The sequence below is a fragment of the Sulfitobacter noctilucae genome (genome assembly GCF_000622365.1).
Classification (GTDB): domain Bacteria; phylum Pseudomonadota; class Alphaproteobacteria; order Rhodobacterales; family Rhodobacteraceae; genus Sulfitobacter; species Sulfitobacter noctilucae.
This window is the reverse complement of sequence record NZ_JASC01000014.1, coordinates 836,689-859,902: the sequence shown is the minus strand read 5'-3', so window position 1 is coordinate 859,902 and position 23,214 is coordinate 836,689. Positions and strand designations below refer to the sequence as shown.

Sequence of the window (23,214 nt, the reverse complement as noted above, 5' to 3'; positions counted from 1 at the left end):
TGGTGAAGCTGCACGCCGACGCTGTTATGCGTTGCTGATCCGTCGTTCAGGTCCGGCATGAACGGTTCTTTGTGGAAAAGGCACGACGATTGAGATGTCGCCGGACGCAGGCAAGGTCTCTTCCGTTCTGGACGTATCGCGCAAACGGTCCGCCAAGTTTTTGCACGCCTTCGTTTCAACTAGTTTCGCATTATGCGCGATGCGCATCTTATGCTCGAAGGTGAGATCGAAACTGACCATATCGCCGGCTTTCATGTCGTCAAATCGGTCCATATTGCTTAGAGAACCGCCGTAGTAGGCCAAATCACCCTGATCTTCACACCAGAAAACCGCTTTTCGTTCTGTGAGATCGCTCCAAAGTACAACACCAATCATGTCTTTGCTCTGTTCCCTTCGCTAAAACCCGGTATGACCCGTTAACTTTTAGCTGAACCCCATGCGTCAACGCACGATTGTATTTGTGTCCGTTTTGAAGCATAACTGACGCTGAGTAGCGTCACATGGTTTTGCACACTGATTGTTTTAGTATGCAGGCAGGCAGGTAGCCCCCAAATACGGAGAATGGATCCCGCTTTGAGCACGAAATCACCATCCGAACTGCGGAATGTATTTGGTGCCAACCTCCGGCAACTAGCCGCTTCTTACACATCTGTTTCATATTTATCACGTCAGCTCGGCATAAACCGTACCCAATTTAACCGCTACCTGTCGGGAGAAAGCTTTCCGCGGCCGGATGTCTTGGCACGAATCTGCGCATTTTTTGACGTCGATGCGCGGGTTTTACTTGAGCCGGTGGACCAAATCATGGCCGGCACCGGAATGCCGTCCAGCCCGTATCTGCGCGACTATGTAACAAGCGGTGTTGCGGGTGTTCCGACAGAGCTATTCCCGAATGGTTTCTACCGGTTCTCGCGGCGCAGCTTTACCACGCAGGATGTGTTCATCCTGAGTGTGGTCATGGTCAGGCGCGATGAGGATTTTACGGTCGTGCGTGGATTTGAGTCTGTTCAGGCCATGTCCGTGCAAGACCTGCCAACTGCGACCAGTGCAAGGGAATTTCGCGGCATGGTAATGCGCCAGGAGAACGGCATTGTGATCCTGGTGTCGCGCAAGAACGCCATGACCTCATCGTTCAACTACCTCAGTCCGGTGCCTTCTTTCGACAACAACTTCTGGGTGGGCTACGTGACCCGCACGATCCCAGAGACGGTCGGCGGTTTGCGGGCCACCCGGATGGTCTATGAATACCTAGGGCCAAACGTCGCCGACGCCTTACCCGTCGCACGCAAAAGCGGCTTTCACACCGCAGATGAACTGCCCCCGTTCCATAGGCGTTTGTTGCAGCCAGATGTGCCCTTCGGCTGATACCACTGCCATCGACCTCACTGCCGCTGCATGTCGCCCCTGAGCTACAAACGGGTCGCAGACAGGACCGAACCGCGCAAGACTTGGGCCTAGGCTTTCTGTATCAGACAGGAGAGCGTTTATGGCACCTACCCCCACTGATCTAAGCCGCGTGCGCCGCCCCATCGCAGAAGCGAACGGCCTACCCAATGCCCACTACATTGATCCCACCCTCTTTGCCGAAGAACGCCAAGCAGTCCTTTTCGACAATTGGGCGGGGCTTGGCGTGGGCGCGGATGTGCCCGAGATCGGGGATGCGGTACCCATCGAGTTTCTGGAAATGCCCTTGCTGATGGTGCGTGACCGCGCGGGACAGGTGCGGGTCTTTCACAACATCTGCCGCCACCGGGGCATGATCCTTGTCGATGCGCCGCGCAAGATCGAGGGGGCGATCCGCTGTCCCTATCACAGCTGGTGCTACAGTACGGACGGGCAATTGGTCAGCACGCCCCATGTGGGCGGACCGGGGCATAACACGCACGCCGGGCTGGATCGCAGCTTGCTGGGCCTTGTTGAAGTGCGCAGCACGGTCTGGATGGATGTGGTCTTTGTCAATGTTTCCGGCACCGCCCCGCCTTTTGAAAAGGCAAACGCCGATCTGATGGCCCGCTGGGCGGAATTCGACAAACCGCTCTACCACGGCGGGGCCGACAGCCGTTGGATGCTTGACGTCAACTGCAACTGGAAACTTGCGGTCGAGAACTACTGCGAAAGCTATCATCTGCCTTGGGTGCATCCGGGGCTGAACAGCTATTCGCGACTGGAGGATCACTATCACATTGAGGCACCCGGCAAATTCTCGGGCCAGGGCACTCTGGTCTATCGCCAGCTCAAAGGCGAAGCGGGCGAGGTCTTTCCCGATTTTGAGGACCTGTCCGCGCAATGGAATGAGGGCGCGGAGTATATCACCGCCTACCCCAATGTGTTGTTCGGCGTGCACCGCGACCATACCTTCGCCATCGTGCTGATCCCACAGGGACCGGAACGCACGATCGAGCATGTTCATCTTTACTATGCGCAGCCCGCGACCGCCGAAAGCCTGAGGGCGCGGAACACCGAGCAATGGCGCGAAGTCTTTGCCGAAGACATATTTGTGGTCGAGGGCATGCAGCGCGGGCGGCATGCGGTGGGTTTCGACGGCGGGCGGTTTTCTCCGGCGATGGACGGACCAACGCATCTGTTCCACGACTGGGTGGCCGCGCAGATGCAGCGCCACCGTCAAAGTAACATCGCCGCTGAATGAGGGATTTGGATGCGGCATTGCTGGAGGCGCATCTTGCGGATGACTGCGCTGCGCTAATCACGCTTTATACGCAGGCTGCGGATGTGGCTGAAAACGCCGATGCCGCCGCATTCTTCCTCACGCAAGCCTATGTCTTCGCTCTGGAGGCGGGGCATTCAGACGCCCCTACCCTGCACCGCCGGCTTGTCACAGCGGGAAGGGATGCGCCCTTGGGGTCTGACCCGCTGCGGATGTGAGTGCTAAAGCGCCGGCGGTCGCGTGTTCGGCCAATCCGTCACGCCATGCCATTCCTGTGCCAGTTGCAGCAAAGGACCGTCGCTGCCGCGTGGCCCGATCAATTGAAGACCGCCCGGAAGACCATTCGCGCCAAAACCGGCGGGGATGTTGACCACCGGCAGGCCGATCAATCCGGCCGGAATGACCACCTGCATCCAGCGGTGATAGGTATCCATCGCAACGCCTGCGATTTCGGTCGGGTGGTCGAGGGTCACGTCAAAGGGCCAGCATTGCGCGGATGGCAGGACCAGCACATCATAGTCTTCAAACAAGGCCATTACCGCGCGGAACCAATCAGAGCGGGTCGCAGAGGCCCGATATATATCCGACGTGCTCATGGCAAGGCCACGCTCGATCTCCCAGATCGCGGCGGGTTTCAACAGCTTGCGCGTTTCGGGGTTCGCGTGCAGGGCCGCCGATCCGCCCGCCACCGCAAAAGAGCGTAGGGTAATCCAGCTGTCCCAGATGAGGTCCATGTCAAAGGGGGCTGGCACGTTTTCGACACTGTGGCCCATGTCCTCCAATTGCCGCAATGCGGCGGTGCTCAAATCATCAATGCCGCCCTCATAGGGCAAGGCACCGCCCCAATCACCCAGCCAGCCGATGCGCTGGCGCGGGCCGTTCTGTGCAGTGAAGGGCAGGCCCGGAGCCAGATCGCACGACAACGGTTGTCGCGGATCGCGACCTGTCATCGTGTCGTTCAGCGCTGCCAGATCGCCGGGTGTCCGGGCCATCGGTCCGGACGTGGCCAGCTGGTGCAAAAACAAATCCGCCGCCGGTTCCGCAGGCACACTGCCCCAGGTGGGCCGCATCCCGTAGACGTTGTTCCAGCCTGCCGGATTGCGCAGCGAACCCATCATGTCAGACCCATCTGCCACCGAGAGCATCCGCGAGGCCAGCGCCGCCGCAGCGCCGCCGGACGACCCCCCCGCCGAACGGTCCCGCGCATAGGGGTTATGGGTGGCGCCGTGCACCGGATTGTAGGTGTGACTGCCTAGCCCGAATTCGGGTGTGTTGGTCTTGCCAATAAAAATCGCGCCAGCTGCCCGCAGGCGGGCAACCATCAGATCGTCCTTCGGGGCAATCTGCCCCGCAAAAATCGGCGAGCCCATCGAGGTAGGCAGCCCTGCCACATTGGCCAAGTCTTTGACCGCAATCGGGATACCATGCAGCCAGCCCTTGCGCGGTTCGGCGTCCGCTGCACGCGCCTCGGCCATCAGGGTGTCGGGGTCGCGCAGGGACACGATGGCGTTCACGCGGCCATTGACCGCTTCAATCCGCGCAAGCGTGGCGTGCATCAGCTCTGCTGCACTCAGTTTCCCGCGCTCAAGCAGATGGGACAGGGTCAGTGCTTCTTGTTCGATAATATCCATGCAGGGACACAACCGGCCATGACGCAAAAAATCAAACGATTAATCACGCAGCAAGCATTAACTTTTGCCTGTTGCTCAGTCGCCTTGCGCTTCGGCCCGGCTTTTGCCGCTCACGGCCAGCGCCAGCGTGGCCCCCATCAGCCCGTCAAGATCGCCATCAAGGACGCCTTTGGTGTCCGATGTCTCGTAATTGGTGCGCAGGTCTTTGACCATTTGATAGGGCTGGAGAACATAGGAGCGAATCTGATTGCCCCAGCCCGCATCGCCCGCGTTCTCGTGGACCTCGTTGACCAATGCAGAGCGTTTGTCGAGCTCCATCTGATAAAGACGGCTCTTCAATGCTTTCATCGCAATATCGCGGTTCTGGTGCTGTGATTTCTCGGACGACGTGACGACGATTCCGGTAGGATGGTGGGTGATCCGCACCGCTGAATCGGTGGTGTTGACGTGCTGCCCGCCCGCGCCGGAAGACCGATAGGTGTCGATACGGATGTCAGAGGGGTTCACCTCAATCTCGATGTTGTCGTCGACCACGGGGAAGACTTTGACAGACGTGAAGGACGTGTGCCGTTTGGCCGCTGAATCGAAAGGCGAAATGCGGACCAGCCGGTGCACGCCACTCTCGGACTTCATCCAGCCATAGGCATTGTGGCCCGCGATCTTGTAGGTGGCGGACTTGATCCCCGCCTCTTCGCCCGCGCTTTCAGACTGAAGCTCGACCTTATAGCCTTTTTTCTCGGCCCAGCGAACATACATCCGCGCCAGCATTGAGGCCCAGTCGCAGCTCTCGGTGCCGCCTGCGCCGGAGTTGATTTCGAGGAAGGTATCGTTGCCGTCGGCTTCTCCGTCCAGCAGCGCCTCCAGCTCTTTCTGAGCAGCGGTCTCCGCCAGTGCTTTCAGCGCGGCTTCGGCGTCCGAAATGACTTCCTCGTCTTCCTCCATCTCGCCCAGTTCAATGAGTTCGATGTTGTCGGCCAGTTCTTGCTTGATGCCCTCGTAGGTGCCGATGGCATCGACCAGCGCCTGACGGTCACGCATCAGCTTTTGTGCGGCAGCGGCATCATCCCACAGGTTGGGATCTTCGACGCGGGCGTTAAATTCCTCAAGCCGGTGGGTGGCGGTTTCCACACCAAGCCGCTGGCCCAATAACTCCAAGGACTTGGCAATCTGATCAGCCGTATTTTGTGCCTCTGCGCGCATTGGTCGATGCCCCTGTTCTATGCCTGTTCCACATAGACCAGCCATGCACCATCATCAAGCCGTTGGGCAGGTTTCACCCCGCCCGACATCCGTGCTTAGTACAGACCACCAGAGGACAATGTACCAAAGCTTGCCTTTGGCCCCACGACCGCCTTTTTGCCGGAGGATGTGGTGACCTGCTTGGACACGCGATTCACTTCCTCGACCAGCGGCAGATCCGATCCCATCGCGAAACCACCGTCGAAGGTGATGCCGAAAATCGGCTCCTCTCCCGTGCGGAAACATTCCGACACAACGTTGGGGCCCGAGGCACCGCCGCTCAGGCGGGCGCCGGTGAAACGGTCGATTTTGATGAATTCGCAGGCCTGAGGCACGCTGAACTCACCGCCGCCGTATTTCTTGACAGCCTGCGTCATGAAGCGCTGAAAGACTGGGCCACACATGCCGCCGCCGGATGCGCCACGACCCATCGGGCGCGGTTGGTCATAACCGATATAGCATCCCGCCACGATGTTGGAGGTGAAGCCGACGAACCAGACATCCTTGGCATCGTTGGTGGTGCCGGTCTTACCTGCTGTTGGCACGCCAAGGCTGACAGTTTTGCGGGCCGTCCCGCGCTCGACCACGCCGCGCATCATCGAGGTCAGCTGATAGGCGGTCACCGGGTCCATCACCCGCTCGCGGTTCGAAATCACCCGCGGCGCAACGCCGGTATCAAGGCTGGCCAACTGGCAGTCGTTACAAATACGTTCGTCATGTTTATAGACGGTACGGCCATAGCGGTCCTGCACACGGTCCACCAGTGTGGGTTGCACCCGCTCGCCACCATTGGCAAACATCGCATAGGCGCTAACCATCTGGTAGAGCGTGGTTTCCTGCGATCCCAGTGCATTGGCCAGCACCGGCGACAAATCATCATAGACGCCAAACCGCTCTGCATAGCTGCCGACCACGTCCATGCCGACCTCTTGGGCCAGGCGGATGGTCATCAGGTTCCGCGACTGTTCGATGCCGGTGCGCAGGGGGGTCGGGCCGTAATAGCGGTTGGACGCGTTCTTGGGCCGCCAGACACCCTGCGGCGTGTTGATCTCAATCGGAGCGTCCACAACAATAGTGGCGGGGGAATAGCCGCTGTCGAGCGCCGAAGCATAGACAAAAGGTTTGAAGCTGGAACCGGGCTGGCGCTGTGCCTGCGTAGCGCGATTAAAGACCGACGCCTGATAGGAAAAGCCGCCCTGCATGGCAATCACCCGGCCTGTGTCCACATCCATCGCCACGAATGCGCCTTGCACTTCGGGCACCTGCCGCAGGGTCCAGCGGATGAAACTGCCATCGGCGTCGGCTGTCATGCGGCGCACGAGCACAACATCACCCACCTCGACTAGATCGGCGGCCACGCGGGCTTTGCGGCCCAGCTTGCCATCTTCCAGCCGCTTGCGCGCCCATTGGACGTCCTTGGCGGGAATGAAATGACCATCCGCGTCTTCTTCGACATCTTCGATCCCGATGCGCGCATCACTGTCACCAAGGCTCAGGACAACGGCGGGATACCATTGGTTCTCCAGATCAACATCACGGGGGACGCGGACATCAGCCAGCGCATCGCGCCATGTTTGCTCGTCCACCAGTGCCTCGGCGGGCAGTTTCAGGCCAGTGCCACGCCAGACGCCCCTGCCCCTGTCATATTGCTCCAACTCACGGCGCAAGGCGTTTGCAGCAATCGGCTGCATCTCGTTGTCGATGGTGGCGCGGACGGTCAAACCGCCGGTGAAAAATTCGCCTTCGCCAAAGTTTTCGGACAGTTGACGGCGGATCTCATCGGTGAAGTAGTCACGCGGTGGCAGTTCGGCCTTGAAGCTTTCAAAGTCACCATTCTGTACCGACCGCAGCGGCGCTTCGCGCTCGCGCTGGTAAACATCATCGGCGATGTACCCGTTTTCGTTCATCTCGCGCAGAACGAAGTTGCGACGCTGCAAAAGGCGGTCTTTGCGGCGCACGGGATGATAGTCTGAGGGGGCCTTGGGCAGCGACGCGAGAAAGGCCGCTTCATGCGGGGCCAGGTCGCCCAGTGTCTTGTTGAAATAAGTTTGTGCGGCGGCGGCTACGCCATAGGAATTCTGACCAAGGAAAATTTCGTTCAGATAGAGTTCGAGGATCTTTTCCTTATCGAGCGCCTCTTCCACCCGTGAAGCGAGGATGATTTCCTTGATCTTGCGCTCGGCGCGACGGTCGCCCGACAGCAGGAAGTTCTTCATCACCTGCTGGGTGATTGTCGAGGCACCGCGCACATCGCGTCCGCGCGATTTCACAGCATCAACCGCGGCGGCACCAATGCCGCGCAGGTCATAGCCGTCGTGCTCGTAAAAATTCTTGTCCTCGGCCGAGATGAACGCCTGTTTGATCAGTGGCGGGATCGTATCGGCAGGCGCAAAAAGGCGCCGTTCCTTGGCAAATTCATCAATCAGACGTCCCTGCCCCGAATAGATCCGGCTGATCGTGGGCGGCGTATATTGCGCGAGGCTTTCGTGGCTGGGCAGGTCGCGGCCATACATCCAGAAAATGGCACCAATGGTCAGCGCCACCATGCCAATGCTCATGGTCAAAGTCGTAAAGATACCGCCAAAAAATGACAGGATAAATCGGAACACCGGCACGCACCTTTATGGTTTTCGTTTGGAATGAGTATAGCTGTAGACGAAGCAATGGTCAAAACCCCGCCAAACCCCATGTCGGCTGGATTTTGCTTATAAAATCAATAGGCTTGCCGCCGCTATTGTCGCACGAGAGGGGCACGCGTCGCGTCTTGATCGCGCCATCGCAGAATCGCATCGGCCATTGCCCCCACCATCACCGACCGCCAGACCGGATCGCGCAGGTTTTTCAGGTCGCGGTCCGAGCTCAGAAATCCCACTTCGACCAATACAGATGGGATATCGGCCGATTTGAGAACCGAGAACCCAGCCTGCCGCTTGGGCCGTGCGTTCATCGGGCCGCCCACCTCTGCCATGCCTTCGATCAAAATGCGGGCCAGTGATTTGGAGCGTGGCTCGGTCTCTTGGCGTGCAAGATCCAACAGCACACCGGCTACTTCGTCATCGGAACCGGTAAGGTCCGCCCCCGCGATAATATCAGCGCGGTTGTGGCGGGCGGCCAGATGCGCCGTGGCCGCATCGCTGGCTTCTTTCGACAAGGTATAGACCGTGGCCCCGCGGGCACCACCTTGGCTCAGACTGTCAGCGTGAATCGAGATAAAAATGTCAGCACGCGCCTGATGGGCCAATGCCACACGGGTTTCCAAAGCGACAAAGACATCCTCGTCGCGAGTCATGACAACGTCCACATCGTTGCGCAAAAGCATATCCCGCAGACTACGGGCAAAAGAAAGCATCAGGTCCTTCTCGGCAACCTCATCGCGTTCCGCACCCGGATCGATCCCGCCATGCCCGGGGTCGAGGGCCACGACAAAGCGGTCATCCTCGGGCATCGTGGCCTGTGGCGCGCTTGTCAACGCCGCGGCCCATGTCGGATCAACAGGGGCACCCGCGGCGGCAGCAAAGGTCGCGGCATCTGCCTTCTGCAACACAATCTCAAGCTGGGCGGTGCCGCTCGCCTCATCAATCGGCATCGCGATCTCTTCGGGGATCATCGGCTCTGTCAGATCAGCCACAAGGCGCGACCACCCTGTACGGAACGCCCCGAAGCGTACCGCATTGATACGTCCCGGCTCGGCAAGGATCATCTCTGGACGGATACCGGTCCAGTCCGCCTCTTTGAAATCCACGACAAGCCGCGCCGGATCATCCAGTAGGAAAACACGAAAGGGCACGCCTTGGCTGAGGCCGATGTTGAGGGTCGTGGCACCAAACCACCCTTCACTCACCTGGCTTCGCTCAGGATCGACACGCGCCAGCACGCTGAGGTCTTGCGCTTGTGCAGGCTGCACCGACAAACCCGTCAACAGCCCCAATGCCAAAATGAAAGTCCGTATCATATCACCGCGTGTGTCTGCTGCTGGTGCAGAGGCTACCACTTGTTTTTCGCCCGATCCAGCGCTTCAACGCGCCGCCATGAAGGCTTTGAGCCGTGCCAACCCTTCGGTGATGTCCGCCGTGCTGCGGGCGTAGGAGAACCGCAGCGTAGTGGCCCCGCGCACCGGATCAAAATCCAACCCCGGAGTCACGGAAACGCCTGCCTTATCAAGAATTTCTGCAGCGAAGCTCAAGCTGTCTTTGGTCAGGTCCGACACATCTGCATAGACATAGAAGGCCCCGTCGGGCGGCGCGAAACTGGTGAACCCTGCGTCCGCCAACCCGTCCAGCATCAGCTGACGGTTGGCGCGGTAGGACACCATATTGTGTTCCAGTTCTTCTGTGCTGTCCATCGCAGCCAAGGCCGCGACCTGGCTGGCATGGGGCGCACAGATGAACATGTTCTGGGCTATGCGTTCGACCACACGCACATGGTCTTCGGGCACCACCATCCAACCCACGCGCCAGCCGGTCATCGAGAAGTATTTAGAGAAGGAGTTGATCACATAGCATTCGTCGGTGATCTCAAGCGCGCTGACGGCTTTACGCTCGTATTCGATGCCGTGATAAATCTCGTCCGAAATAATGCTGGTGTCGGACGCGGCGCAGCCGTCGATCAATGCCGACAGCGCCTCACGGTCCAGCATGGTGCCTGTGGGATTGGCGGGCGATGCAACCATCAACCCTGCAAGATCAAGGCTGGCGAAATCTTCCGGCACCGGCTGGAAGCGGTTGGCGGCACTGGTCTGGATATCAATAGCCTGCATGCCCAGGGCGCGGATGATCTGGCGGTAGCTGGGATAGCCGGGGGCACCGATGCCCACACGGTCGCCGCTGTCGAAAAGCGCGGTGAAGGCCAGAATAAACCCGCCCGAAGAGCCGGGTGTGATCACCACACGGTCCGGATTCAAATCAACATTGTACCATTCGCCATACATCTGCGCGATCCGTGCCCGAAGCGCCGGCAACCCCAGTGCCACGGTATAGCCCAACGCCCCCACGTCCATCGCGGCCGTCAGTGCCTGAACCGCTGCACGCGGCGCACCGGTGCCGGGCTGGCCCACCTCCATATGGATGATATGGCGACCCGCAGCCTCGGCTTGAGCGGCGGCTTGCATGACATCCATCACAATAAAGGGATCGACGTTGGACCGGGTTGATCTGCGCATGGGCTTGCTCCTATCACTGGGGCGTGTTTCACTCTCCCGCGCGCGGGCGTCAACCCGCTCCGTCCCTAAGGTACAAGGTTCTTTTCATGCTTCAGCGTTTCATCGCCCCCGTTCTTGCCGCCACGCTTGCCCTGCCTGTGGCGGCGGAAGATATCAAAGCGTTCACGGACGCCGAACGCGCGCAGTTCCGGACTGAGGTGCGCGCCTATCTGATGGAAAACCCCGAAGTGATCATGGAAGCGGTCGAAGCCCTGCAGGCGCGTGAAGCGCAGGCGCAGGAACAGGCAGATTTCTCACTGGTCTCGACCAATGCGAATGCGATCTTTGACGATGGTTTTTCATGGGTCGGCGGCAACCCCGATGGCGATATCACGCTGGTGGAGTTTCTGGATTACCGCTGCGGATACTGCAAACGCGCCCATGACGAAGTGAGCGAATTGCTGAGCGCCGATGGCAATATCCGTCTGATTGTCAAAGAGTTCCCCATTCTGGGCGACCAATCCGTGCTGGCTTCGCGCTTTGCCATCGCGGTGAAGCAGGTGGCGGGTGATGACAGCTATAAGGCGCTACATGATGCGCTGATGGCGTTCAACGGGGATGTGACCGTGCCTGCGCTGAGCCGTCTGGCCAGTACCTTCGGTCTGGATGCCGATACCATCGTGGCCAAGATGGACAGCGACGAAGTGACCCGCGAGATTGCTGAGACGCGCGCGCTGGCGCAGCGTCTGCAGATCAGCGGCACGCCGACATTTGTGTTGAAAGATGAACTGCTGCGCGGCTATTTGCCCGCGGACCAGATGAAGGCCTTGGTCGCCGATAAACGCGGCTAACCTTACAGAAACGTCTGGTGATATTTGACGAGGCGCTGGAAATGCGCCTCAAGCGACCGTTTGAGGTGCGCTGCGTCCTTGACCGTCAGGATATAGTCGACAAGCAGGTTGTACTGCTGGATCTGACGCGGCAGGCGCTGTGACGGGTCCAGCCGCAGGCAACGGTCGGTCTCTTCAATCACCTGCACCACCTGCTTTTCCGGCCAATCCGACGCATAAAGCGACGGGTGCATACTTTTGCCGTTCATCAACGCCTGTTCGGCATCGTAGTGGTTAAAAATTGCCGCCTCCAACGGTTCGACCTGTGCCATATCCTGAACCGGCCATGCCCAGACGTAGGCAATCTCCCATACATCAATCTGACGGTTGGCAATCACATCAGACCGGGCGGACGTCAGGTGGCGACGTACGCGGCTGCGGATGCCATCGACGGACTGGCCAACATAGATGGGTTGTTCATCCAGATCGCAAAGCGCGTAGACCCCGATTGAGCTCGTAAGCTCGGATAGGGCGTTAGAGCGGAAAACCTGTGCGTTGCTCATGCCACCTGCCGGGCGGCAGCGGCGGCCAACATTTTCTGGAACAACATTTGGTCAAGGTAGCTGACGATCGGCACGGCCACCCCGTCCCCCGCCACCTGATAGGCCTGATTATAGCGCGCGGGCATCCGGTAGCTGTCGGGCAACCCCATCAGCCGCGCGACCTCCTTGCTGGACAAAAGCCGCGCACGCGTCTGGTTGCCGCGCACAAAGACAACTGTCTGGCGGGACGATCCACCGCCGGGCGTGCGCAAGCAGCCAGCCAACCCGTCAAAGCGCACCTCGGCCCGCTGCCGCATCTGGCCCTCCGCGTCGGGACGGCCCCGCTTGTAGAGCATGCCGATCTGCGTCTTTCGCCCCTTGCGCGCCTTTGCCATACGGTTCTCGCTGGGTTCGGACATCATGTTGAACAGGCGATCCACCTCTGCTTCGTTCAGCCATTGAGTGTCGGGTTTGCTGTCGATCATCTGCTCCAGCGCGGGCGGCGCTGCGTCGGGTGCTGTGTGATGCCACCAGACCCAGTTTCGAACGAGATCTTTCGGCAAGCGCCGCGCGTAGGCCTGAATTTTTGGGGTGTGAAAAGGACCGCTTGCGGCGCTCTGACTCAAACCCGTTAGCGGCAAGTCCTGCCGCACGCCGACGATAAACAGACGCGGGCGGCTTTGTGGCAGGAAATGCGCAGCATCAATCTCGAGCGCGCCGACACGGTAGCCGAGTTTGACCAATTGACGCAGCACCGCGTTCAGATCGCTGCCCGCGTTGCGGGTCATCAAGCCGGTGACATTTTCGAAAGCGATGATGCGCGGCGCAAAGCCTTGCTCTACCGCGTTGCCAATGTGCCGCGCCCATTCGGTGAAGACACCGCTGCGTTTGCCGCGCAACCCCTGCCCCTTGCCCGCGAGCGAGAAATCCTGACAGGGGCTGGAGGCCCAATAAAGGTCGATGTGTTCCATCAAAGGGGCCGGATCAATGCTGGCGATATCGCCCTCGACCAGCGCCTCGCCCCCCCAATTATCACGGTAGGTGGCACATTTCATGGGATCAATGTCGTTGGCATAGGCGCAAGTCCAGCCCGCGCCCAAGCCCGCGCGCACCATCCCGCCGCCGCAGAAAAACTCCGCAAATCTGGGGCTTTTATTCAGCTCCGACACCATATCTATGTCTAATACCGGACCCAAAAACTGTCGACAGGAAAAAGGCTGGGATTAGCCTGCGGCGGCGGTGCTGCTGCCTTCGCCTTCGGCTGTCTCCGCTTCGATCTGCGCGGCTTTCTTTTCGACCTGCTCGACAATGTGGTCGATCATGCTGGCGTTGTCCTGCTTGTGGCTTTGTTTGCCCGCAAGATAGACCATGCCGGACCCCGCACCGCCGCCGGTAAAGCCTACATCCGTCATTAGCGCCTCACCGGGGCCGTTCACCACACAGCCGATGATGCTCAGGCTCATCGGGGTTTTGATATGCTCCAACCGCTGTTCCAGCGCTTCGACCGTCTTGATCACGTCGAACCCCTGCCGCGCACAGGAGGGGCAGGAAATGATATTCACGCCGCGGTGGCGCAGGCCGAGCGATTTGAGGATCTCATAGCCGACTTTGACCTCTTCCACCGGGTCGGCGGATAGGGATACGCGGATCGTGTCGCCGATGCCCATCCACAGCAAATTGCCCAGCCCGATGGCCGACTTGATCGTGCCGGATGTCAGGCCGCCCGCTTCGGTGATACCCAGATGAATGGGCGCATCCGTGGCTTCGGCCAATTGCTGATAGGCGGCAGCAGCCATGAAAACATCGGACGCCTTGCAGCTGATCTTGAACTCGTGAAAGTCGTTGTCTTGCAGGATCTTGATGTGATCGAGACCGGATTCCACCATCGCGTCGGGGCATGGTTCGCCGTATTTATCCAGCAGGTGTTTTTCTAGGGATCCGGCATTCACGCCGATGCGGATGGAACAATTGTGGTCGCGTGCGGCCTTGATCACTTCCTTCACGCGCTTCTCGTCACCGATGTTGCCCGGATTGATCCGCAGACAGGCGGCCCCTGCCTCTGCCGCTTCGATCCCGCGTTTGTAGTGGAAGTGGATGTCGGCAACGATAGGGACGGACACCTCGCGCACGATTTCCTTAAGCGCTTTTGAAGAATCCTCATCCGGAACAGAGATGCGCACGATGTCAGCGCCTGCGTCGGCTGCGGCCTGTACCTGTGCGATGGTGCCTCTGATGTCGGTGGTCAGCGTGTTCGTCATGGTCTGAACCGTGATCGGCGCATCCCCCCCCACAGGCACGTTTCCCACCATAATCTGGCGGGATTCCCGGCGGTAAATATTGCGCCAAGGACGGATGTGGTTCAGCGACATAGGATCAGCTTTCAGGCAAAGAGCACTGCCCAGTACCTAGTGTTCCGACGGCCTTTTCGCAAGGCTGTCTAGTTTGTCTGACAGGGGATCGCAGCCAGCACAGCAGGGTCGATATCGGTGCTGGACAGATCGGCAAACATCCGGCTGAGGGACTGGTCAGCGGTCGGATCGACCGGTGTATACAGCTCTGCCAAGGCTTGCTGGTTCAGCGGCAGGTTCGATGTGATGCTACCGCGTGCGCCAACCGGCCCGTAACATCCCGTGCCCATCGCGAAATAGAGCGCGCCGGATTCGCCGGTGCGCAGCGTGGGTGGCTCTTCGGTGGCGGGCACATCCCATGTGTCACCTTTGTCCATCACGCCTTCAAAAATCACGGTACCATCAGCGGCACGGACACGGACCCATGACGGGTAAGCCGCAACCATACGGACACCAGCAGCCGCGGTTTCAACCACCTGCGGCATGCCAGGCAGCATATCTGTGTCGGACAAGGCCGCCGTTGTCACCACCGCCGGTGCGGCTGACACCGGATCAGGGGAGGCAAAGTTGCCAAAGGCGCGGGGATCAATGGTGGCGATTGGCGCGTCGCGTGCGACCATCACCGGCACGTCCAGCGCTTGCGGGCGATAAAGCCGGTCCAACGCCTCGACCCGTGGGGCTTCTATGGCACGCGGTGCGGCGGAAGCAGTGTCGGTTTCACCCGCAGTACCCAAGGCACCTTCAACAGGGTCCAGATCGGACAGGACAACCGGGGTTTGATCGACCGGCGCAACCTGAACGCGCTGCACTTCTTGCAAAACGGTATAGCCGCCAAAGCCGATGGCACCGATCAGTGTAACGAGCACCAGCATGGACCCGACAGCACCCGGTTCGATCCGGCTGAGAAAGCTGTCACCAGCAGGCGTGAAAGGCGTGTTCGGACGGGCAAACAGATCGGCTTCGGACGGGCGTTTCTTGCGGTCTTCAAAGGCAGGCTTTTTGACCACGGAAGCCTGCGCGGACATACCATGCGCAACTTCGAAACCGGATTCTGTACAGAAGGTCGCGAACGCCTTGTCCGGGTCCATGCCCAGATAGCGTGCATAGGATCGTACGTATCCTGCGATAAAGCCGGGGGTATCAAAAGCATCGGGATCTGCATTTTCGATCGCCGCGATATAAGAGGCTTTGATCCGTAATTCTCGCTGCACGTCGAGCAACGATTTGCCCAAAGTGGCACGTTCGCCCCGCATAACATCGCCTAAACGAAGGTCGAAAGCATCAAAACCTTTCGGTTCTGACACGTCTAATTCTTTCGCCTTAGAGGCCCAACGCCCGATCATCCCATCGCCCCGTTATTAACGTGCCTGTAACCAGTTACCTAAATCAAAGTTCGATTCGGTTCTGGCCTTTTCTTTCGTTTACGCTAGCACAGTGCAACGGGAATTACGAATTTTACCTGACTATCCCGCCTCTTCGGCGCGATTCAGCGCACAATGTGACCACAGACCGTCCATTGCTTTGACCAAAGCGTCCAATTCACGAAATTCATGGACCGGAGAGGGCGTAAAGCGCAGGCGTTCGGTGCCGCGTGGCACAGTGGGGAAATTAATGGGTTGGACATAAATGCCATGATCTTCTAGGAGCATGTCCGACAACATCTTGGTGTGGACCGGGTTTCCGACGATCACAGGCACAATATGTGACCCATGGTCGATGATCGGCAGACCCATCCCTTTCAGGCGCATCTTCAGGATTTTCGCTTGCTGCTGATGCTTGTCGCGCAACTGGGGAGCTGTCTTGAGAAACGCCACCGAGGCTGCCGCACCTGCGGCAACAGCGGGCGGCAGTGACGTGGTGAAGATGAAGCCCGGCGCGTAGGATCTGATGGCGTCGCACATCTTCGCCGAGGCCGCGATGTAGCCGCCCATCACACCATATGCTTTGGCCAGCGTCCCATTGATGATATCAAGCCGGTCCATCAGCCCGTCGCGTTCTGCAACCCCTGCCCCGCGCGGGCCGTACATGCCCACGGCGTGGACTTCGTCGATATAGGTCAGCGCCCCGAATTCGTCAGCCAAATCGCAGATCGCCTCAATCGGGCCAAAGTCGCCATCCATCGAATAGATCGATTCAAAGGCAATTAACTTGGGCGCGTCAGGATCATCCGCCGCCATCAGCTCGCGCAGATGCTCCACATCATTATGGCGGAAGATGCGCTTGGCGCCGCCATTACGGCGCACGCCCTCGATCATCGACGCATGGTTCAGGGCGTCGGAATAGATGATGAGGCCAGGAAACAGCTTTGGCAGCGTCGATAACGTGGCATCGTTCGCAATATAGGCAGACGTAAACAGCAACGCCGCTTCCTTGCCATGCAGATCGGAAAGCTCCTCTTCCAACCGCTTATGATAAACGGTGGTGCCGGAAATGTTGCGCGTTCCGCCCGAACCGGCACCGGTGGCCTCCAGCGCCTCTTTCATCGCGGTGAGCACAACAGGGTTTTGCCCCATACCCAGATAGTCGTTGCCGCACCAAACGGTGATGTCCTGCTCCGTCCCGTCAGGCTTGGTCCAGACCGCGTGGGGAAACTGGCCATTGCGCCGCTCAATGTCGATAAAGGTCCGGTAGCGGCCTTCGTTGTGCAAGCGCGCAATCGCCTGATCCAGCTTTTCTGTATAGTCCATGCGCGTCTCCGATCAGCGGCGGCGGGGCAGTCATAAGGTACCCCGGATAATTCTGTTCTTAGAATGAATATAGAAACTCATTCGGAGCTTCAATGTCATAGGCCGCTGCGACTTGTCGCAGTGATGATCCAAATAGAGTATATTGCGGGAAAGTTGTTTCCTTTCGGCAACCTCGGCCGGGCCCCTCTTTGCGAGGCGGACCGCTCTGGACACTGCCCCGCTGGCTGATACGGTCCGGCGAAATCATAGGAATGGAGACCCCCACATGTCCCTCGACGATGTTCTTGCCCGTATCGATGCCGATCTGCCTGCCGCCACGGAACGGCTGCTGGATCTGCTGCGCATCCCGTCCATCTCAACCGATCCGGCCTATAAGGCGGATTGTGACCGCGCCGCCGACTGGCTGGTCGCTGATCTGGCCGCACTTGGGGTCGATGTGTCCAAGCGCCCCACCCCTGGGCACCCGATGGTGGTCGGTCATCTGGGCGACAGCGGGCCCCATCTGTTGTTCTACGGCCACTACGATGTGCAGCCTGTCGATCCGCTTGAGCTTTGGGACAACGACCCGTTTGATCCGCAGGTCGAGGAAACGCCCAAAGGTACAGTGATCCGCGGGCGCGGATCGTCGGACGACAAGGGCCAGTTGATGACCTTTATCGAGGCCCTGCGCGCATGGAAGGCGGTCAAAGGGGAATGGCCCTGCCGAATCACCTTCTTTCTGGAAGGAGAAGAGGAATCAGGTTCGCCTTCGCTGGTGCCCTTTATGAAAGAGAACGCCGAAGAGTTGAAAACCGATATCGCGCTGATCTGCGACACCGGTTTGTTTGAATCCAAAACGCCCGCTATCGTGACCATGCTGCGCGGTCTGCTGGGCGAGGAACTGACCATCACAGCGCCTGACAAAGACCTGCATTCTGGCATGTATGGCGGTATCGCGATGAACCCGGTGCGCGTCTTGTCCAAGGTGATTGCCGCGCTGCACGACGACACAGGCCGCATCACGGTCCCCGGTTTCTATGATGGCGTACCCGAACTGTCCGACGAGATCGAAGCGCAATGGCAAGGGCTGGCTTTCGACCACCAGCAGTTTCTAAGCGATGTGGGCCTCAGCACGCCTGCGGGCGAGCAGGACCGCACCCCGATCGAGATGATCTGGTCGCGCCCGACCTGCGAAGTCAACGGCATCTGGGGCGGCTACACGGGCGACGGGTTCAAAACCGTGCTGCCTTCAAAAGCCAGCGCAAAGATCAGCTTCCGCCTTGTCGGCACGCAGGATCCACTGGCAATTCGCGAGAACTTTCGCGCGATGGTGAAAGAGATGCTGCCCCCTGATTGCGAGGTCGACTTCACGCCTCACGGTGCATCACAGGCCTCCGCTGCGGATTTTTCCGACCCGATGTTCGAAGCGGCACGCAAGGCATTGTCAGACGAATGGCAGATCCCGGCGGCCTATGTCGGCTGCGGCGGCTCGATTCCGATTGCGGGGCATTTCCAGCAGGTACTAGGCACGGAACCCATGTTGATCGGCTTTGGCAAGGACGACGATGCACTGCATTCTCCGAACGAGAAATACGATATGGAGAGCTTTCACAAAGGCATCCGGTCCTGGGCGCGGGTGCTGGATGCCCTGATATGAAGCGCGGCACCGGACCACAGCGATGATCCCCTATGTGACCGTCGGTGCCGATGATTTGGCACTGGCTAAACAGTTCTACACGGCCTTCCTGCCCGCCCTTGGCTACGGGCTGCGCGAGGGGCGGGAGGGGCTAAGCTTTGTGTTGCCGGTGCCTGAAGGTACGGTACCGGTGCTGCCGGACTTCTATGTCAAACCGACCTTCAACGGACAGCCCGCATCCGCCGGGAACGGGGCGATGGTCGCCTTTGAAGCGCAAAACCAATCCCAGGTGCGCCGCCTGCACGCTGCGGCCCTTGCTGCAGGCGGCAGCGACGAGGGCGCGCCGGGGTTTCGCGCGGACTACGGGCCACAGTTCTTTGTTGGCTACTTGCGCGATCCGCAGGGCAACAAAATCGCGCTCTGCTCCTACAACCCGGCTGATCCCGGACGCGATGACTGACGATCTTTGAAAACCCGCTGGCCAAGGCCCGCAAACTGCGACACCATTATAGCATGCCCTTTCCCGATCACGTTTTCCGCCACACCCCTACCTTGCGTGACAGGCTCACGCCGCCTGATGCCTCCGAGATGCGTTTTGGCTATGACCGTTTCGATGAACTGGACCAGCGAGCCTTGGCCGAAGGCTGGCCTGACGGCTGGCGCATGGACCACGATGCCCGCGAGGAAAACCGCCAGAAGGTTCTGGCCGGACGGATGGATAGCGATCTGTGGGTCTTTGCCTATGGCTCCCTGATTTGGGACCCTGCGGTCACCGTCGAAGAGTACCGCTATGCCACCCTGCCCGGCTGGCACCGCAGCTTTTGCATGCGGCTGGAAAGCGGGCGCGGTACGCATGAGTGTCCGGGATTGATGGCGGCGCTGGATCAGGGTGGCAGTTGCGCTGGACTGGCGTTTCGGATTGCCGCACCGGTAGTTGATGAAGAAACCCAATACATGTGGCGGCGCGAGATGTTTGCGGGCACATACCGGCCCGAATTCATGCAGGTCGCCACACCGCAAGGCCCGGTCGAGGCGCTGGTTTTTGTCATTGATCCCACCAACCGCCGCTACACGCCTGACTTACCGTTGGATGTATCTGCCGAAATGATCGGCACTGCGGAAGGCACGCTCGGCACCAACTTTGCCTATCTCGATTCGCTGATACACAACCTTGCCGACCTCGGCATCGTGGACGAGGCGATGCAGGCCTTGCACGCACGCGCGCGGATGATCGCGGCAACGGATTAAACCTTGCGTATCTGACCTTCGCGCAGGAACACAAAAATGCCTGAGCCGATGACCACCACAGCGCCGACCAACACGATGGTCTGCGGCCATTCGCCAAAGACCGTCCAGCCCCAGAACAGCGCATAGATCAGCAGCGTATATTCGAACGGGGCCACGACCGATGCGCTGCTGAGCCGGTAGGCCTGAGACATCAGGTACCCGACAAAGCCAGACAACACACCCAGACCCGCTATAGGCCACCAATCGCCCACCTCTGGCCAGACCCAGGCCCGTAGCAGAAACCGCGCAGAGGCGGAGGTGTCGGCATCCACGAACCGCCCGTCGCCCGCAACCAGATACATCAGTAGCGAAACAGAAATGAAAGCGACCTGCATGTGGATCGCCAGCGCCGACGCGCGGCTTGTGGCACCCAGTTTGCGGGTCAGGACGGACATCATCGCATAGCCTGCGGCGGCCAGCACAGGCAGCACAACCAGCCAGCCGTAACCGCCGCCCCCGCTGCCGTTCAACTCGGGCACCATCATCAACAGCACACCGACAAAGCCCACGCCGATGGCGATGAACCGTCGGGGGCCAACCTGTTCCCCCAGAATCGGAATCGACAGCAGCGTCACAAATAAAGGGGCCACGAAATAGAGCGCATTTGCCGTGGCCAACGGCATCACCACAATGGCCGCATAGATGGCTGAGTTGGCGAAAACGATCAGCAGCCCCCGCGCGATGTGCAGAAGTGGCTTTCCTGTGCGTAACAGCTTGAGCCCGCCTTCATATTGCAGAATCGCGAGTGCGATCAGGATCCCGATGCCCGACCGCAACCCCACAAGCTGGTGCAGCGGATAATTCCCCGACAGGGATTTGATCAGCATGTCATTGAGCGAGATAAAAAACATCCCCGCCAGCATGCAGAATATCCCCAGGCGGGTGGTGTTAAGGGATGCGGCGCTCATGCTTTCTCGTACACGAGGCTGCGCGACGCTGTAAGGCCGGAATTGCGCAGGAGGTGGGCGGGCATGATACCTGCCCTTAGCGCTTCAGAAAGCAGTGTTGGCGCTGTACGATGCTCGCTTCCCGCTGCTGTCTGTACGGTCACCCAAGGCTTCTCGGCAGCGGGCGAAATTTTGCCTTCGCGGCCCACCAAGACGCTTGTGCACTCCGAATCGCGGCTGGCTTCGTGAACGTCCTAACTCCAACCCCTGAAACGAAAAAAGACCACCCGAAGGTGGCCTTTTCAGACAGCGGTGGCGCGGTTGACGGGGCTCGAACCCGCGACCTCCGGCGTGACAGGCCGGCACTCTAACCAACTGAGCTACAACCGCCCGCTGCAAGCTTCTCAGTTACCCTCGAAGCGTTTGGACGTCATATGGGTGGGACGCGGAGGCGTCAAGACGGAAACCTGTCAGAAATGTCGAAAAGTTTGCCGCGCTCCAATTTTCTTGCTGCGAAGTCCGGAAATCGCCGTGCGAACATGGTCCGGCGTGGTTTTTCGCAGGCCGCAGAGCTGCGCCAACACGCGTAAGAAATTATGGAGTAAGATTCTTTAGTCGAACAGCAAGCGACACCGGACAGAGGTGCCTGATGCTTCGCGCGTAACGGTGGAGAATGGTGGGTCGTGAGAGGCTCGAACTCCCGACATCTTCGGTGTAAACGAAGCGCTCTACCAACTGAGCTAACGACCCGCCGTGGCGGTGTCATAATCAAGGTTGCGCCGGGCATCAAGCCCCTAAAGTGAGCCTTTGCTGCTTGCCTTCAGAAAGATAGAACACCACACCCTGCCCGCCTCCGATTGTGCGTACGGCACCCGCGGGCTGTCCCGTCAGAATCAGGCGCAGCATGCGCGAAGTGATACCATGTGTGACAATGACAGAGGGTTTGTTGAGACGGCGCAGAAATTCCAGGCAACGGGTGTGCAAAGCGGTAAATCCCTCCCCGCCCGGTGCCAAATCGTACAAAGCGAATCCGTCTGACGCGCCACTTTGCGCGATGACATCAGCGCGGGTCTTCCCGGCCCACTCCCCCAACCCGATTTCGCTAAGCACTTTGTCCGTGGTGATAGGAGCAATCAGCCCGTTCACAGCAATCTTGGCTGTCTCAAAGGCGCGACCCTGGGGGCTGCTGATGGCCAAGAACCCGCCCAGGTCGCACTGCCCGAGGATCAAGCGCTGTTGTCGGGCCTGAGCCATGCCTTTGGGGGTCAGCGGCGAATCGAACCGACCTTGCAGACGCCCCGAGGCATTCCATTCTGTTTCGCCGTGGCGCAGAATATAACAGGGTGGGAAAGCAGTCATAAGGCGTGTTCCAGTCTCGGCGCGGCTATCCGCATCTTACTGCCATGGGGGCATTTGTTGAACACGCTAATAAATTGCGGGATGCACCCGAATTTACCATGACCGCAAGGTTTTAATGGGCCATTTAGCAGGGGAAACCCGCGCCGGTACCATTGGGAATGGTGGGTGATAAGAGATTTGAACTCCTGACATCTTCGATGTGAACGAAGCGCTCTACCACTGAGCTAATCACCCTTGGCGCACCGATTAACGCCAGTTGCAGCCCCGTGCAAGAGGGGCTGCATATTTCCGTGGTCAAAGGGGTTCAGCTGGTCGGTTTGAGAGGTTTCGCGGCAGGTGCATCCGTCGCAGCAGTTGGATCGGCTGCCAAAGGCTGACGGATCTTGGCTACCACCATGCGCCCGTTTGCCAGTTGCTTTTCGCGGCGCACTTTGATGCGGCCCAGCGGTTGCAGGTTCAGTTCACGATTGTCATGCAAGGCTTCACCCAGCACCGCCAGAACGGATTCGACCACTGGTTTGACATCTTTCTTCTTCATTCCGGCGCGGGCCACGACCAGATCAACAAGCTCTTTCTTGCGCAACATGGGCCCTACGATCACGGGCTGCGGCGCGTCGACCACTGTGGGCTCCACCCGTTTCGCCACCGGAACCGAAGGCGCGGCGGTAGGCGCGGCAGGCTTTTTGGCGGTGGTCGCCTTGGACACGCTGCTGGCTTCGCTTAATTTTTTGGATTTCGGTGCGGTGCCTGATTTCGCGGTGGTTTTCGTAGATTTCGAAGTTGACGTGCTCACGAGAGTCTCTCTTGTTATTATTTCCTGCCTGGAAACAGTTTACGGCAAAGGGCTTAAAATATCCAGCTTTGCTTCCAGTTTGGGGATTGGGCCGTGCTGCCGGCAACGCACCGCTCCTTTTCAGATTGCGATGCGCCAAACAGAAAACGCCCCGTTCGAGGAACGGGGCGTTTGAGTATTGATAGCCGGTGGAA

General features: G+C 59.3%; 22 protein-coding genes and 3 tRNA genes. 8 read left to right on the top strand and 17 right to left on the bottom strand.

Going from position 1 to position 23,214, the window contains the following annotated elements; genetic code table 11:
• Window positions 1-24: 24 nt before the first annotated feature.
• Window positions 25-375, bottom strand: coding sequence for a hypothetical protein (locus tag Z945_RS0114305; RefSeq protein ID WP_025052786.1), 351 nt, complete (start codon window positions 373-375; stop codon window positions 25-27).
• Between the two features lie 198 nt (window positions 376-573).
• Here Z945_RS0114305 and Z945_RS0114300 point away from each other — a divergent pair, with 198 nt between their 5' ends.
• From Z945_RS0114300 to Z945_RS0114290, 3 genes are all read left to right on the top strand, one after another.
• Entirely contained in the window at window positions 574-1,365 is a 792-nt protein-coding gene (locus Z945_RS0114300; RefSeq protein ID WP_241434510.1) for a helix-turn-helix domain-containing protein, read from the top strand.
• A gap of 121 nt (window positions 1,366-1,486) precedes the next feature.
• Window positions 1,487-2,647 (top strand): aromatic ring-hydroxylating oxygenase subunit alpha, encoded by a 1,161-nt coding sequence (locus tag Z945_RS0114295; protein WP_025052784.1) that lies wholly within the window; start codon window positions 1,487-1,489, stop codon window positions 2,645-2,647.
• The gene (locus Z945_RS0114290; RefSeq protein WP_025052783.1) at window positions 2,644-2,883 is read left to right on the top strand and encodes a hypothetical protein; all 240 of its coding nucleotides are present in this window, start codon (window positions 2,644-2,646) and stop codon (window positions 2,881-2,883) included. The genes Z945_RS0114295 and Z945_RS0114290 overlap by 4 nt, the downstream gene beginning before the upstream one ends.
• 3 nt (window positions 2,884-2,886) lie before the next feature.
• Here Z945_RS0114290 and Z945_RS0114285 read toward each other — a convergent pair whose 3' ends face one another.
• The 5 genes from Z945_RS0114285 to Z945_RS0114265 form a co-directional block, all read right to left on the bottom strand.
• On the bottom strand, window positions 2,887-4,296 hold the full coding sequence (locus Z945_RS0114285; protein WP_025052782.1) for an amidase: 1,410 nt from the start codon (window positions 4,294-4,296) through the stop codon (window positions 2,887-2,889).
• Window positions 4,297-4,371: 75 nt separating this feature from the next.
• Window positions 4,372-5,496, bottom strand: a complete 1,125-nt coding sequence (prfB, locus tag Z945_RS0114280; RefSeq protein WP_025052781.1) for a peptide chain release factor 2 — start codon at window positions 5,494-5,496, stop codon at window positions 4,372-4,374.
• A gap of 95 nt (window positions 5,497-5,591) precedes the next feature.
• Window positions 5,592-8,144 carry a penicillin-binding protein 1A gene (locus Z945_RS0114275; protein ID WP_025052780.1) on the bottom strand — a complete coding sequence of 851 codons (2,553 nt, stop codon included), beginning with the start codon at window positions 8,142-8,144 and terminating at the stop codon, window positions 5,592-5,594.
• A 122-nt stretch (window positions 8,145-8,266) separates the two neighbouring features.
• Window positions 8,267-9,487, bottom strand: coding sequence for an N-acetylmuramoyl-L-alanine amidase (locus Z945_RS0114270; protein ID WP_025052779.1), 1,221 nt, complete (start codon window positions 9,485-9,487; stop codon window positions 8,267-8,269).
• Between the two features lie 63 nt (window positions 9,488-9,550).
• Window positions 9,551-10,693 carry a pyridoxal phosphate-dependent aminotransferase gene (locus Z945_RS0114265; RefSeq protein WP_025052778.1) on the bottom strand — a complete coding sequence of 381 codons (1,143 nt, stop codon included), beginning with the start codon at window positions 10,691-10,693 and terminating at the stop codon, window positions 9,551-9,553.
• Window positions 10,694-10,779: 86 nt separating this feature from the next.
• Between Z945_RS0114265 and Z945_RS0114260 the strand changes: the two genes are divergently transcribed.
• Window positions 10,780-11,523 carry a DsbA family protein gene (locus tag Z945_RS0114260; RefSeq protein ID WP_025052777.1) on the top strand — a complete coding sequence of 248 codons (744 nt, stop codon included), beginning with the start codon at window positions 10,780-10,782 and terminating at the stop codon, window positions 11,521-11,523.
• A 2-nt stretch (window positions 11,524-11,525) separates the two neighbouring features.
• Here the strand turns inward: Z945_RS0114260 and Z945_RS0114255 are convergent, their stop codons facing one another.
• The 5 genes from Z945_RS0114255 to hemA form a co-directional block, all read right to left on the bottom strand.
• Window positions 11,526-12,065, bottom strand: coding sequence for a GIY-YIG nuclease family protein (locus tag Z945_RS0114255; RefSeq protein WP_025052776.1), 540 nt, complete (start codon window positions 12,063-12,065; stop codon window positions 11,526-11,528).
• Window positions 12,062-13,216, bottom strand: a complete 1,155-nt coding sequence (locus Z945_RS0114250; protein WP_025052775.1) for a DNA cytosine methyltransferase — start codon at window positions 13,214-13,216, stop codon at window positions 12,062-12,064. Before Z945_RS0114250 ends, Z945_RS0114255 begins: the two co-directional genes overlap by 4 nt.
• 51 nt (window positions 13,217-13,267) lie before the next feature.
• Window positions 13,268-14,413, bottom strand: a complete 1,146-nt coding sequence (gene ispG, locus Z945_RS0114245) for a flavodoxin-dependent (E)-4-hydroxy-3-methylbut-2-enyl-diphosphate synthase (protein WP_025052774.1) — start codon at window positions 14,411-14,413, stop codon at window positions 13,268-13,270.
• 68 nt (window positions 14,414-14,481) lie between these two features.
• Window positions 14,482-15,735 (bottom strand): helix-turn-helix domain-containing protein, encoded by a 1,254-nt coding sequence (locus Z945_RS0114240; RefSeq protein ID WP_025052773.1) that lies wholly within the window; start codon window positions 15,733-15,735, stop codon window positions 14,482-14,484.
• 120 nt (window positions 15,736-15,855) lie between these two features.
• Entirely contained in the window at window positions 15,856-17,079 is a 1,224-nt protein-coding gene (gene hemA / locus Z945_RS0114235) for a 5-aminolevulinate synthase (protein ID WP_025052772.1), read from the bottom strand.
• A gap of 265 nt (window positions 17,080-17,344) precedes the next feature.
• Here hemA and Z945_RS0114230 point away from each other — a divergent pair, with 265 nt between their 5' ends.
• Genes Z945_RS0114230 through Z945_RS19735 form a run of 3 tightly spaced genes read left to right on the top strand, consistent with a single transcriptional unit; the run spans window position 17,345 to window position 19,942 of the window.
• Entirely contained in the window at window positions 17,345-18,715 is a 1,371-nt protein-coding gene (locus tag Z945_RS0114230; RefSeq protein ID WP_025052771.1) for a M20/M25/M40 family metallo-hydrolase, read from the top strand.
• A 22-nt stretch (window positions 18,716-18,737) separates the two neighbouring features.
• Window positions 18,738-19,154 carry a VOC family protein gene (locus Z945_RS0114225; protein WP_025052770.1) on the top strand — a complete coding sequence of 139 codons (417 nt, stop codon included), beginning with the start codon at window positions 18,738-18,740 and terminating at the stop codon, window positions 19,152-19,154.
• Window positions 19,155-19,207: 53 nt separating this feature from the next.
• A complete protein-coding gene (locus tag Z945_RS19735; RefSeq protein WP_037971088.1) occupies window positions 19,208-19,942 on the top strand; it encodes a gamma-glutamylcyclotransferase in 735 nt (244 codons plus the stop codon).
• Here Z945_RS19735 and Z945_RS19730 read toward each other — a convergent pair.
• The 6 genes from Z945_RS19730 to Z945_RS0114190 form a co-directional block, all read right to left on the bottom strand.
• Window positions 19,939-20,889 (bottom strand): DMT family transporter, encoded by a 951-nt coding sequence (locus Z945_RS19730; protein ID WP_037971087.1) that lies wholly within the window; start codon window positions 20,887-20,889, stop codon window positions 19,939-19,941. The genes Z945_RS19735 and Z945_RS19730 overlap by 4 nt on opposite strands.
• Window positions 20,890-21,181: 292 nt before the next feature.
• A tRNA-Asp gene (locus tag Z945_RS0114210) sits at window positions 21,182-21,258 on the bottom strand.
• Between the two features lie 284 nt (window positions 21,259-21,542).
• Window positions 21,543-21,618, bottom strand: a tRNA-Val gene (locus Z945_RS0114205).
• A 36-nt stretch (window positions 21,619-21,654) separates the two neighbouring features.
• On the bottom strand, window positions 21,655-22,227 hold the full coding sequence (locus tag Z945_RS0114200) for a histidine phosphatase family protein (protein ID WP_025052769.1): 573 nt from the start codon (window positions 22,225-22,227) through the stop codon (window positions 21,655-21,657).
• A 159-nt stretch (window positions 22,228-22,386) separates the two neighbouring features.
• Window positions 22,387-22,461 (bottom strand) — tRNA-Val (locus Z945_RS0114195).
• Window positions 22,462-22,531: 70 nt separating this feature from the next.
• Entirely contained in the window at window positions 22,532-22,933 is a 402-nt protein-coding gene (locus tag Z945_RS0114190; RefSeq protein WP_081781035.1) for an HU family DNA-binding protein, read from the bottom strand.
• On the opposite strand from Z945_RS0114190, the gene Z945_RS20530 reads away from it, so the two are divergent.
• Window positions 22,926-23,195 carry a hypothetical protein gene (locus Z945_RS20530; protein ID WP_152541133.1) on the top strand — a complete coding sequence of 90 codons (270 nt, stop codon included), beginning with the start codon at window positions 22,926-22,928 and terminating at the stop codon, window positions 23,193-23,195. The genes Z945_RS0114190 and Z945_RS20530 overlap by 8 nt on opposite strands.
• The last annotated feature ends 19 nt before the right edge of the window (window positions 23,196-23,214 follow it).

Excerpts from the sequence above, each read along its gene's own strand:
- Z945_RS0114255 (WP_025052776.1), bottom strand. The coding sequence starts at position 12,065 with ATGAGCAACGCACAGGTTTTCCGCTCTAACGCCCTATCCGAGCTTACG.
- ispG (WP_025052774.1), bottom strand. The coding sequence starts at position 14,413 with ATGTCGCTGAACCACATCCGTCCTTGGCGCAATATTTACCGCCGGGAA.
- Z945_RS0114270 (WP_025052779.1), bottom strand. The coding sequence starts at position 9,487 with ATGATACGGACTTTCATTTTGGCATTGGGGCTGTTGACGGGTTTGTCG.
- Z945_RS0114230 (WP_025052771.1), top strand. The coding sequence starts at position 17,345 with ATGTCCCTCGACGATGTTCTTGCCCGTATCGATGCCGATCTGCCTGCC.
- Z945_RS19730 (WP_037971087.1), bottom strand. The coding sequence starts at position 20,889 with ATGAGCGCCGCATCCCTTAACACCACCCGCCTGGGGATATTCTGCATG.
- hemA (WP_025052772.1), bottom strand. The coding sequence starts at position 17,079 with ATGGACTATACAGAAAAGCTGGATCAGGCGATTGCGCGCTTGCACAAC.
- Z945_RS19735 (WP_037971088.1), top strand. The coding sequence starts at position 19,208 with ATGCCCTTTCCCGATCACGTTTTCCGCCACACCCCTACCTTGCGTGAC.
- Z945_RS0114240 (WP_025052773.1), bottom strand. The coding sequence starts at position 15,735 with ATGATCGGGCGTTGGGCCTCTAAGGCGAAAGAATTAGACGTGTCAGAA.
- Z945_RS0114285 (WP_025052782.1), bottom strand. The coding sequence starts at position 4,296 with ATGGATATTATCGAACAAGAAGCACTGACCCTGTCCCATCTGCTTGAG.
- Z945_RS0114250 (WP_025052775.1), bottom strand. The coding sequence starts at position 13,216 with ATGGTGTCGGAGCTGAATAAAAGCCCCAGATTTGCGGAGTTTTTCTGC.
- Z945_RS0114260 (WP_025052777.1), top strand. The coding sequence starts at position 10,780 with ATGCTTCAGCGTTTCATCGCCCCCGTTCTTGCCGCCACGCTTGCCCTG.
- Z945_RS0114295 (WP_025052784.1), top strand. The coding sequence starts at position 1,487 with ATGGCACCTACCCCCACTGATCTAAGCCGCGTGCGCCGCCCCATCGCA.
- Z945_RS0114265 (WP_025052778.1), bottom strand. The coding sequence starts at position 10,693 with ATGCGCAGATCAACCCGGTCCAACGTCGATCCCTTTATTGTGATGGAT.
- Z945_RS0114305 (WP_025052786.1), bottom strand. The coding sequence starts at position 375 with ATGATTGGTGTTGTACTTTGGAGCGATCTCACAGAACGAAAAGCGGTT.
- Z945_RS0114200 (WP_025052769.1), bottom strand. The coding sequence starts at position 22,227 with ATGACTGCTTTCCCACCCTGTTATATTCTGCGCCACGGCGAAACAGAA.
- prfB (WP_025052781.1), bottom strand. The coding sequence starts at position 5,496 with ATGCGCGCAGAGGCACAAAATACGGCTGATCAGATTGCCAAGTCCTTG.
- Z945_RS0114290 (WP_025052783.1), top strand. The coding sequence starts at position 2,644 with ATGAGGGATTTGGATGCGGCATTGCTGGAGGCGCATCTTGCGGATGAC.
- Z945_RS0114225 (WP_025052770.1), top strand. The coding sequence starts at position 18,738 with ATGATCCCCTATGTGACCGTCGGTGCCGATGATTTGGCACTGGCTAAA.